This window comes from Pseudomonas sp. HMSC065H01 (assembly GCF_001815235.1).
GTDB classification, from domain to species: domain Bacteria; phylum Pseudomonadota; class Gammaproteobacteria; order Pseudomonadales; family Pseudomonadaceae; genus Pseudomonas; species Pseudomonas aeruginosa.
Window position 1 is genome coordinate 38,446 of record NZ_KV819881.1, and the last position, 10,784, is coordinate 49,229.

General features: G+C 62.4%; 7 protein-coding genes and 2 CRISPR repeat arrays. All 7 genes read right to left on the reverse strand.

What is annotated here, in order from left to right; all coding sequences use genetic code 11:
* Positions 1 to 1,104: a CRISPR direct-repeat array (repeat unit 25 nt; unit sequence CACTGCCGTATAGGCAGCTAAGAAA).
* 124 nt (positions 1,105 to 1,228) lie between these two features.
* Positions 1,229 to 1,792, reverse strand: coding sequence for a type I-F CRISPR-associated endoribonuclease Cas6/Csy4 (gene cas6f / locus HMPREF3014_RS14875; RefSeq protein ID WP_023087476.1), 564 nt, complete (start codon positions 1,790 to 1,792; stop codon positions 1,229 to 1,231).
* A 3-nt stretch (positions 1,793 to 1,795) separates the two neighbouring features.
* Entirely contained in the window at positions 1,796 to 2,824 is a 1,029-nt protein-coding gene (gene csy3, locus HMPREF3014_RS14880; RefSeq protein ID WP_003143949.1) for a type I-F CRISPR-associated protein Csy3, read from the reverse strand.
* A 10-nt stretch (positions 2,825 to 2,834) separates the two neighbouring features.
* Positions 2,835 to 3,785, reverse strand: coding sequence for a type I-F CRISPR-associated protein Csy2 (csy2, locus tag HMPREF3014_RS14885; RefSeq protein ID WP_235551366.1), 951 nt, complete (start codon positions 3,783 to 3,785; stop codon positions 2,835 to 2,837).
* Positions 3,786 to 3,804: 19 nt separating this feature from the next.
* Positions 3,805 to 5,106, reverse strand: a complete 1,302-nt coding sequence (csy1, locus tag HMPREF3014_RS14890; RefSeq protein ID WP_023087478.1) for a type I-F CRISPR-associated protein Csy1 — start codon at positions 5,104 to 5,106, stop codon at positions 3,805 to 3,807.
* Between the two features lie 410 nt (positions 5,107 to 5,516).
* Positions 5,517 to 8,747 (reverse strand): type I-F CRISPR-associated helicase Cas3f, encoded by a 3,231-nt coding sequence (gene cas3f / locus HMPREF3014_RS14895; RefSeq protein ID WP_003143954.1) that lies wholly within the window; start codon positions 8,745 to 8,747, stop codon positions 5,517 to 5,519.
* Positions 8,744 to 9,718 carry a type I-F CRISPR-associated endonuclease Cas1f gene (cas1f, locus tag HMPREF3014_RS14900; protein ID WP_003139228.1) on the reverse strand — a complete coding sequence of 325 codons (975 nt, stop codon included), beginning with the start codon at positions 9,716 to 9,718 and terminating at the stop codon, positions 8,744 to 8,746. The genes cas3f and cas1f overlap by 4 nt, the downstream gene beginning before the upstream one ends.
* Positions 9,719 to 9,969: 251 nt before the next feature.
* Positions 9,970 to 10,537: a CRISPR direct-repeat array (repeat unit 28 nt; unit sequence TTTCTTAGCTGCCTACACGGCAGTGAAC).
* Between the two features lie 13 nt (positions 10,538 to 10,550).
* Positions 10,551 to 10,784, reverse strand: a 234-nt coding sequence (locus HMPREF3014_RS34920; protein ID WP_218189581.1) for a hypothetical protein, incomplete at its 5' end; no start/stop codon positions are given.

Consider the following 10,784-nt stretch of genomic DNA (forward strand, 5'->3'; position numbering starts at 1 on the left):
CACTGCCGTATAGGCAGCTAAGAAATGCAGCGCCGCGAACGGCAACGGCGGCGACGGGTTCACTGCCGTATAGGCAGCTAAGAAATGGAACGCATTGCCTGCCTGCGTAAAGAACTCGTTCACTGCCGTATAGGCAGCTAAGAAATGTGCCGTCCGCGATCTGGCGGATTGCCGGCTAGTTCACTGCCGTATAGGCAGCTAAGAAAAATCTGAAACGCATTGGCGAAATACACCACCGGTTCACTGCCGTATAGGCAGCTAAGAAAACTGTTCGAGTCGCGAATGACTCGGTGAACTAGTTCACTGCCGTATAGGCAGCTAAGAAAAGAACGAAAACTGCTAGCGGCGACGATACCCGGTTCACTGCCGTATAGGCAGCTAAGAAAGCCCACCAGCTCAGTCCAGGCGCTGCCGGAATGTTCACTGCCGTATAGGCAGCTAAGAAAATGCGGATAAGGCCCGCAGGCGCCGAATTGGCGTTCACTGCCGTATAGGCAGCTAAGAAACAGCAGCGGCTCCAGGAAGAGGGGCGCTGCCTGTTCACTGCCGTATAGGCAGCTAAGAAAAAGAGTCGCGGCGACAACTACCAGACGTCCGCGTTCACTGCCGTATAGGCAGCTAAGAAAGTATGGCTCTCTCCATTGGGGTGGCGATACTCGTTCACTACCGTATAGGCAGCTAAGAAAGATCTGGGGCGGCATCATCACAGCAGAATCTAGTTCACTGCCGTATAGGCAGCTAAGAAAACAACATCAATCGCCTGATGCTGGGGCACCTGGTTCACTGCCGTATAGGCAGCTAAGAAAAGCTTCGGCACCCTGATGCGCGCCGTCGAGGGGTTCACTGCCGTATAGGCAGCTAAGAAAAATGCGGTCCTGCGCATCCGAACTGGTAAGTGGTTCACTGCCGTATAGGCAGCTAAGAAAGACCCCCGGAGGACCAACCGTGGACAACGACAGTTCACTGCCGTATAGGCAGCTAAGAAATCCTTCGGCTCCGCCGGCCGGATCGCTGCATGTTCACTGCCGTATAGGCAGCAAAAAATGTCGCGAAGTTCATAAGCGGGCTTAGGGCGATTTCACTGCCACATAGGTCGTCAAGAAACGGCCAGCAGCCCTGAAGTATCGATTGATGCGGTTCGCTGTCGGCCGGGGGGCACCAGTCGAAACGAAGTCCCTTTCCATGGGACCTCGTTGCGGACATGCCGATGAGGCGCTGACGGGGTTCTTCAGAACCAGGGAACGGAACCTCCTTTGCTCAACCCGTAACAGGTGAATCCTCCTTCCTCTGCCGTCGCCTGCAACGGCCCGTGGCGGATGAAGAGACGGAAGTGCTGTCCGGTGCTCTGGCTGCGTAGCGTGACGAAGGGCAGGTCCAAGGCTCTCGCGACCGTATCGGGAATGCGTTTCCGAGCCTCCTCCTCACTCAGATCGTGCCGGCGCATGAGCCGCCGCCGCAGACGTTCCGGATTGCTTTTCGCCTGAACCCGACTGACCTGACGGTACGGTGTGGGGTGAGGCACGACTGCCGGTTCTCCGAATTGCAGATGGTCCCGCAACCCTTCCAGCCAGGGCCGGGCGAGCAGGGCACGAAGGTCGTCCGCCGAGGCATGAATGCGCAGGCGCTCGCCCAGCCGGGAGCGGCTTTCGTCGAGGTCGGGGAAGCTCACGCCGATCCTGTCCCCGCCCTGTGCCACCAGGGCCTGGTGGAGCTTGCCGAAGAGCACGCTCATGAGTTGCGCCGGGGGAAATTCCGGGTCCGGTCGCAAGCGAATGTCGAGGTAGTGGTCCATGGCTTACTTCTCTTCGGCTTCACCGAACACGCCGCCACGGATCAGGTTGGCGATCACATAGTGCTGTTGCTCCACGGCGGGCGCCTCGTCGCGCAGTACCCAGTTGTCGAGCAGCGTATAGAAGTCCAGCTTCTGCTTGGGCTGGCGATAGGCTTTGCCCTGGGACGTGACGGAGCCGTAGGGCTCCACGGCGATGGGGCCGAGGCCATCTTCGTCGGGATACCAGGTATCGATGGTGCGCAGGGCATTGCCGATCTTCTGCGAGTGGATGGCCGCGGCATCGCGCACGCTGTACAGGGTCTTGCTCTTCTGGCCTTTCTTGTCGCCTTTGTCGAGGATCAGTTCCTGGGAGGGGAAGACTTCCTGGCCATCGCCGATACGGGCGAAGGCGACCACTTCGAGCAGGACATGCCCACTGCCTGAGAGACCGCTGGCGATCAGTTCGGCGAGCGCGTCCAGTTCGGCGTCGGCCTTGAAGTCGCGCAAGCCGATGGCCAGGGCGTCGAAGCGCCAGGCGCGAGCCACCTCGCCCTGGCGGATATGGTTGATACGGACTTCCACTGCTTCCGCGCCCACCCGGTTGCGCCACAGGAAGCGGGCGTTGGCCAGGTTGTGCGCATAACGACGAGCCAGCTCGGCGAAGCCCTGCTCGTTCACGTAGGTGGCGACCGTTTGCAGCAGCTTGTCACGGTAGGCCGCATCGTTGCAGGCAGACGGTGTTCCGGCGCCGCCGAGCACACGGAGGGTGAAGCGGACCTTGAGGGTGTCGGCGTCGCTCGGCAGGTTGGCCACGTCCACCGTCTGCAGGTTGGGCGACTGGATCGAGGCGTCCAGCTTGGCCGGGTCACGGTCCTTGGTCTTGAGGCGGTTGGAGATGGTGCCGCGTACGGACTTCTCGCGCACGGTCACGGCCGGCCATTCCTGCGAGGCGTCGCGTTGCGCCCAGGCGCCAGCGCTCATAAGGGCGTCGGAAGGGTCGAGCTTACGTTCGAAGGCGAGGACGGAAGCGGTGCTCAGTATTGGCTTGGACATGCTGATTTCCTTATGCGATGGCGTGTTCGACGAAACGGGGTGTGCTCCAGCGGTAGAGCCCTTTGTCAGGCTCGGCGTGGTGATACCAAAGCAGGTCCGATAACGCGGCGACGCGATGGGGGCTGAGCCATTCGCCCAGACCGAAGAGGTTTTCGACGAAGCGCAGCGGTGTTTCCCCATCACGGGCATTTCGCACTTCGCCGGGGAGGTACAGGGGTGACAGGGCGTTGTAGCCAGCCGGGATCGGCACCAGCCAGCCGGGCTTGTCGCGCACTTGCCAGGCTGCATCGGGCGGCGATGCTTCTTCTTCGGACGAGGTTGCAGGAGGCTCGAAGTTGATTCGACAAAGATCGAGCAGTGCATCGAGCGTGGTGGCTTCGGGGAGCGTGGTGCGCAAGGTTTCCAGATGTTGTTGCAACAACGCCTCGCGACTCACCAGGGCGAAGCCGGGGAGCAGGCGGCGGGTAAGCCGGCGCTGGTTCTTGCGCCGCTGTTCGTCGCTGCCACCCAGCATCAGCAGTTCGGCGTTCGGAGCCGGGAAGCGCTCATTGCACCAGGGCAGGATGCTGCCACCGGCGAGGCGCATGGCGCCAGCCTGCTCCTGTACCTGCCTGGCGATTTCCTGTGCGGGGTGATCGTCCAGACCATCGCCATGCACTCCGAGCAGCAGACTGACCTCCAGATGGGCGCGCCCTTCTTCGACGATGGCTGCGGTGGAGCCGTCGCGGTTCAGCGGATTGCGGGTCAGGTTGAAGACCTTGGTGCGCTTGCCGGCCGGTTGCGATATCTGCGCTTCGAAGCGGTGACAGACGATGCCGACACCGTCCAGTTCGATATCGAGGGAGATTCCGACTCGACGCTGCAAGGCATGGACGAATCCGGTGAAAGCGCCGGGCGAAGGGAAACCCCAGGTCAAGGGGCTGGAAATGGCGTTGGCGTTCTGGATGGACAGGCGCGGCAACAGGAGCAGGGCTTCGGGATCAGTCACGCTCATCTTCGAGTATCTCCTTGAACATCGTCAGTTCCTTGCTCAGCTCCTGGCTCCATTGGGCGGCTTCCGGGCTACCCAGTATCTGACTGTCGCTGCTGACCGCCCGGTTCAGCCAGTTGGCGAAGCGATTTCCGACCTCGGCAGGCCAGTCACCTCGTAGTCGGCGCTGCAAGAACGTCTCATCGGTCTGTGCGCGCAACGGATCGAGCCAGAGCTGCTCCGCGTCATGCAGTTGGCACCCGGGGGTTGCGCTCCAGCCGGGCTCCAGTTCGCGCAGACGGGCGGCGTATTGCAGGGCTTCGTCGCAGATTTGCCCGACCAGTTGGGCGCGATATCTGCGGATGGTGAAATTGTTATGGCGGGTCTTGGCAAGGAGGCGCTGCAAGGTCCGGGTCAGCCGGGACACCTCAGGGCTTCTCCCGAAGTCATGTTCGAAGACCGAGGAATGGCGTATCGGTGCGCGCTGGTCCTGTCTTTGCCAATGTGGCGGAAGCGAAGGTAGCAACCAGTTCTCCCCATAGCGCTCGCTGTTCAACTGACTGATGTTCTGCGGCTTGGTACCGCCGAACTTCTGGATCGCCAGGTTGGGGTACTCGCTGAATCCGTGGGGCCATGACTCCTGGCGGCTGCGCGCTTCGCGTGCCGCCTTGGCCGCGTCGCCGAAGCGCGCTTCGCGGAGCAGACCGTGGACGTGATGCACCAGACTGGTGGGAAACAGCGGTGCTAGCAGGTGGTAGCCGGAACCGGGCAGGGGAAAGTACAACTGCTTGGCCAGGCTGTGGGACGCGGGAGCGCCTTTGACGGCCGTGATGCCGATGAACGCTTGCCGCCATTCGCGAGCCTGTTCGGCGTTATCGGACAGCGCCTGTACTGCCTCGGCACTGTCTTCTGTCAGCCAGTTCAGAAGATTTTTACCCTGATACTGGAGACTGAGAAACTTGAATACGTCCAGCGCCGCGGCATTGCCCACCACATCGCTGACCAGCTTGTCACCTAGCTCATGGGAACCGGCGAGGCCCGGTTGCCCGGGTGCTTGCGGCAGGCTGTGCAGGTTGCTGCCGCGGGCGTCGGGATGGATCGGCTTGAGCGTGTGGGTCACCAGTTGCAGCTGGCCGACCCGCCGGGCGGCATCGGCCAGCCAGGCTTCCCGCCGATGGCCGGCCAGCAGCGACTGGCGCTTAACGTCCTCGTCGGGCTTGAGCTTGTCCAGCTTGCCCTGGAGGCGCTCCTGGATGAAAGACTCAATGAGCTGGCGGAGAGTGGGGGAATCACCGTTCGGCCTTTCGGACATAAAAGCTCCTTTTTATGTTGGCCTAAGAGATTGAATAGAAAAGAAAGAGCAGTAAAATCCCTCCCTGAGCACAAGCCCAGGGAGGGAGACGAGCTACGGAGGTTTCATGGCTTTGTCTCCTTCCAGGTTCAATCACCTGAATCATTACTTCCGTATTTTTGGCTTGTACTCGTCTCCTGCCGTGTTGCAGCACGGTAGGAGACGTCAATCATCCTACGGTGAAGAAATTATAAAATCAACCTAATGGTTCTTATGATGATTTAAACACTTCGGCAACGAATTTTGATTTGCCGGTTTTTTTAGCTACCCTGCCTGCCTGCCGAGTAGGCAGCTAAGAAATAATGCTTCTTGTGATGAAACCCCACTGCCGAATAGGCAGAGCCCAGGCTGCGTTGCAGCCCTGGGCTTTTTCATTTGTTTTGCTTGACTCCCAAATAAGGGTGGTAGCTCCATCCCTGGGTGTTTTCTCGCAATCTCACCTCGCCGTAGCGCATGGCGCATTGATGCAGGTCGAGGTCCTCGCGGCCGGCCATTGCGACTAGCTCCTCCCGATAGTTGACCGTGCCCCATGTCTGGATGCGCGGGCCATAGGTGAGGTCGAGGTTGCGCAACAGGTTGTCCTGGTTGCTCCAGGTCCCTTCTTCGTAGCGGCTGAAATGCAAGCGCTCCTCGTCGTCCTCGTCCGGAAGCAGGGCGTAGCATCGTTCCTTGGCGCCTGCGCGAAATGGTTGGCTGGTTTGCAGGGCGCCGCTGAGCGATGCCGGGGTTTGCCACCAGAGCGGTACGCCGAGCAGGGACGTCGGTGGGTCGTCGGCAAGCATCAGCGCGCGCAGGCGTCGGTGTTCCAGGTCGACCAACCGGCTGCGTGGGAACAGTGGGAACGGTTCGACGATTCGTGGGCCGGCGTCGATGCGGGCGAGTAGGGCGGGGTCGAGCAGGTCGTGCAGGTCGTGGCTGTCAAGAGGGAAGTCGGGGGTCTCGAAGCCGGGCCGCTGGAACGCCGGATTCTGCCCTTCCAGCGAGCGGATATTGCGCGATAGCAGGTACAGGTTGGCCTCGCCGCTGAAGCCGGAGCGATGGCGGCGGATTCGCCCGGCCAACTGGATGATCGAGCGCATGGAGGAGGGTTCGACGATGGCCCAGTCGTAATCGTGGTCGCGACCGACCTCCGCCACCGGCGAGGCGAGTACGACGAACAGATGATCCCGCTCCGTGCTGGCCTGGAGCGCCTTGGCCAGCGTCGGACGAGCGAACAGCGCGGCGGCGTCGTCGTTCGAACGCTTCAGCAGTTCATCGAGTTGTCGCTCGATGGCCGAGCGGACCAGAAGGGGATGCCGCGAATGGTAGACACACAGATGGATATGCAACCCCTCGGGCGCACCCTGGGCGAGGATGGCCTGGGCCAGTTCGATCAGGGGTTCGATGTTGGCCAGCCGTAACAGGCCGAAACTGATGCGACGTCCTTGGTGTTCGGTGTGATGGCAGCGATGCAGGTCAGCCATCCAGGTATTCATCTGCCCGGCCAACGCGCGGCACAGCGCGGGACGGGCCTCGCCAGCGGCATGCACGGTGCATAGCTGCGCCTGGCGACGTGGCGGCAGTTGCTCGAGCTTCGCCAGACGCTGGGCGACGAAGGTCGCATGCGCTTCGCTGAAGGAGGTTACGGCGCCGTGGGCGCTGGATTGGCTGGAGAACTCGTCGAACCAGGCACAGCGGATTTCCGTAGCGCGTCCGGGAGCGCCACGATGGCGCTGGAAGATTTCCCGGCCGCTGCGATAGGCCTCGAACAGGCCCTGCACCAAGGCCGGCGGCAGGGTCGCGGAGGAGAGCAGCACGCGGCTGCCGAACAGGCCGGCCCAGTGCACCAGCCGCGACAGGGCGGGCAGGTCGTCGATATCGAAGTCGTCGACCTCGTCGAGCACCAGGTCGGAAGTCATCAGGCGGAGCAGTGGCGCTATCTGGTGTCCGCCGCGCAGGCTTTCGCTGGCGGGCATCAGGTGGTCGATGGTGCAGGCCAGGATGGGCGCCTGGAGTAGGCGGTTTCCCGCGCTGTTCCTGCCGAGCCACTCGCGTAGAGGGCCGTCCTCGAGCGTGCCGGCGAAGTGTACATGGCTGTTTTCCGCCAGCAGCTCCTGGGCTGACTCGCTACCGCTGCGCTCCAGGCGCTCCTGCTGCTTTTCGAACAGTTCGCGGGCGGCGCTGCCGCCGACCAGGATAGCGAGGTCGTCGTCGCCCAGGCCGAGCCGCTCGCGGTAGGCCTGCCCGGTTTGCAGGGTCAAGCTGCGCAGGCCGAGAGCGATGCTGAAACGCGCGCCGCGTTGCGGATCGGCCAGCGCATACAGGATACGGCCGTTGGCGAGGGTCTTACCGCAACCGGTCGACGCCAGGTTGAGGCCGAAGAATCCATGCTCCATAGCCTGCTCGCGGCAGGCCATCGCGCAGTCGTAGGCCTTGTCCTGCCAGCGGAAGCGCGGCTGCTCGACCCGGCGGGTGAAGCCCTTGTGCCGGGCAAGGCGCGGTAGTTGTCGCTCCAGGCGTGGCAGGGTGCCGGCGAGCTTGCGACTGTGCAGGGCGACGCCGAGCAGGTGTTCGTCCAGGCGCTGCTTGAGTTGGCCGCTGTCCCGGTCGGTGTTGGCGTGCAAGGGGAAGTTCGGGTCGCCCAGCCGGGAGTCGGCAGGGAGACTGGAATAGTGGTGGTCCGCGAGCATCAGGATCAGTCGGGACACATGCATGACGTAGGCGTCGTGCAACAAGGCCGGCCCCCGAGCCAGCAGGCCGGGACGCTCGAGCATGCTCTGCGCGCATAGCGCTGTCCTGGCGCGCCAATGGGGGCTGGCGAAGGGCAGGCCGTGGGGGAACTGCCAGCAGGCGGCCTTTTCTTTTGCGTCTGCGTCGCGTGCGCCGCACCATTGGCTCTGGATGGGGGCCGGTAAGCGTGCCAGCGAGGCGCTGCCGCGATGGTCCCCGTTGGGCAGGCGATGATGGCTGACGATCAACCAGCCGACCGCCTGGGCGAGCGGCGGTAGCCGGCTTTTCTGGAACGGGCCGGGTGGCGCGGGTTGCCGGTCGTCCCTGGCCAGTTGCGACAGCCAGGCATCGCCCGTCTCTCGCTTGTCCGCCAGGCGCCTCAGCCAGTCCTCGTCGCTGCTGCCTGGGCCAACGAAGGCTTCGAACAGGCGCAGTGATACCCATTCGTGGCGATAGGCATCGGCCATCGGTTTGCCGCGGTTCCGCAGTTTGGCCTGGAAGGCCTGGCTGGCCTTGCCGATATCGTGGAACAGCGCTGCCATCACCGTCAGCAGGCGGATGTCCTCGGCGCTGTGCCAGTCGTTCTCGTCTTCCTTGCGCAGGATGTCGCGGCGGGTCCTGTTGGTCGGCACCGCACCCTGGGCGTTGAAGCGGCTGGCATCGCCGACGATCCACAGCAGTTCGCTGTGGTCGCGGCCGCGGATCCAGTGACAGGCTACGGCGGTGTTGCGCCGTGCGCTTTTCTTCAGCAGGCGTCGCAGGGTATCCAGTCCGGCTTGAGTGATGGGCGTTTGCCAGGTCCGTTCGCCGCGGCGCTCGGCGAACTGGTCGAGAATGCGGCGGGTTTCGCTCAGGGCGCGCTTTTCGCATTGCGACACCAGCAGGATGTTCATGCGGACACCGTGCTCCGCTGCGCCACGTCTTTCAGCGTGTCGATCATGAAGTCCAGGGCCTGTGCGCGGCTCAGGTTGTCCAGGCAGGCCTGGCGGAAGTCCTGTTCCTCGTCGCCGCGCATGGCGGAAAGAAATGCCTGCGGCAGGATCAGCGAGTCCTTGATCAGGTCCGCCACATCGAACACCAGGCCTCCGCGCCGGGTCTTGCCGTGTAGTACCGCCAGTCCATGGGGAATGCCCAGCACCCAGGTGGCGGTCGCCGCGAGGCCGTAGGCCAGGTAGTTGCCATGGTCGAGGAAGCGGTTGGCCGGGTCGCCGCCGCTGCCGCGCTTGGCGCGGACGAACTCGCCGTAGCGGGTGGCCTGGGCTGCGAGCTTGAACAGGCGCTTGCTCAGGCGCGCTTCTTCGGTCAGTAGATGCTCATGATTGGGAGCCTGCTCCAACGCTCGGGCGGAATCTTCCACGGCAACTGCCAGCGCGGTGGCATCGACGGCGAAGCCGGCGTCGCGCAATACGCGGTCTTCCAGCCAACTGTGGCGAATCCGCTCCAGCCTGGCTCGCTGGAAGTGCCGGGCGGCCACCAGGCGTTTTTCCTCATCGAACCAGAAGCCGACCCAGCGCTGCAGGTATTCGGTGGGGCGGTATTCGCTCTGCGGCGTCAGCCAGGACACCTCGACGTCCACTTCGTTGGCGCTGAACAGCGGCGTTCCGCCGCCGCCGCAGAAGCCTACCAATACCCCGGCCCTGGCCAGTTCGCGCATGGCTGCCTGGGTAATGGAGGTACCGGTGCCCAGCAACAGGCTGGTGGTGTTGGCGATGGGGATGTTCCAGTAGTGCGAATGCCGGCCTTCGTCGGTGACGTACTCGACCCGCCCGCCGTTGACCAGTACCCGGCAGTGTTGCAGGTAGTACAGGTTGGCACGCTTGGAGTGAAGGATCGTCTTCAGTTCGCTGGGAGAAATGTCGTCCATGCTGACCGTGGCCTGTCCCTATCGAATTCTGCGCCAAGGCAACTGTTTAGCGGATATGGCCGATTGCCGCTACCCCGTTTTCGTCTGTATGAGGAGCGTGAGCTTCCAAGCGGGGCACATTGTCGTGGACGGGCGAGGCTGGCGGGCGGGGTAGGAACTTTATATTCGGATGTTTGGTAGTGGGATGGGGAGGGTGGTTCTGCCTAGACGGCAGCGAACCCGGCGGCTGTTGTGGCCGAGGTGGGTTCGAGTTTCTTAGCTGCCTACACGGCAGTGAACGACAACCAGCTGGCTCAGCCGGTTGTGCTCAATTTCTTAGCTGCCTACACGGCAGTGAACGCAGAGCGCGACGCCGCCCTGGCCAGGGTCGCTTTCTTAGCTGCCTACACGGCAGTGAACCCGCGCGATGAGCGTCAGGCCCCAGCAGTCAATTTCTTAGCTGCCTACACGGCAGTGAACGTGGATCCCAACGCGGCCCGAAGGCTCCGGTTTTTCTTAGCTGCCTACACGGCAGTGAACACATCGACGGCGAGCGTGTGACGTTCTGGACGTTTCTTAGCTGCCTACACGGCAGTGAACGCCACCACATCGGAGTCATGCACGACCCTGACTTTCTTAGCTGCCTACACGGCAGTGAACGGGAAGTTTGATCAGCATGGCAATCTCCTTTATTTCTTAGCTGCCTACACGGCAGTGAACTTGGGCAGTGCTGTTGGTCGAAACCACGTACCTTTCTTAGCTGCCTACACGGCAGTGAACATCGATCATCGCCGCCGAGCCCACCTCGACCTTTTCTTAGCTGCCTACACGGCAGTGAACTAGCTCCGAAAACCTATAACCATTTGAAGGAAAAAGAAATACCGAGTTTTTCCCGCCAGAAACCCTCTTTTTTCGAGGTCTCGTAACTTGCTGATTTATAAGGGCGTAAGAAATCGTCCGAAAAAAGGGTCGGAAGCTTCGGGCAATTGGCGGCCGTTTCGCGAGGACCGGGACGGCGATCAAGCGTGCCGTTCGGACGCGAAAGGTCTTGTGATGGCGATGCCGCAAAGCCCCCGGCCAGGCCGGG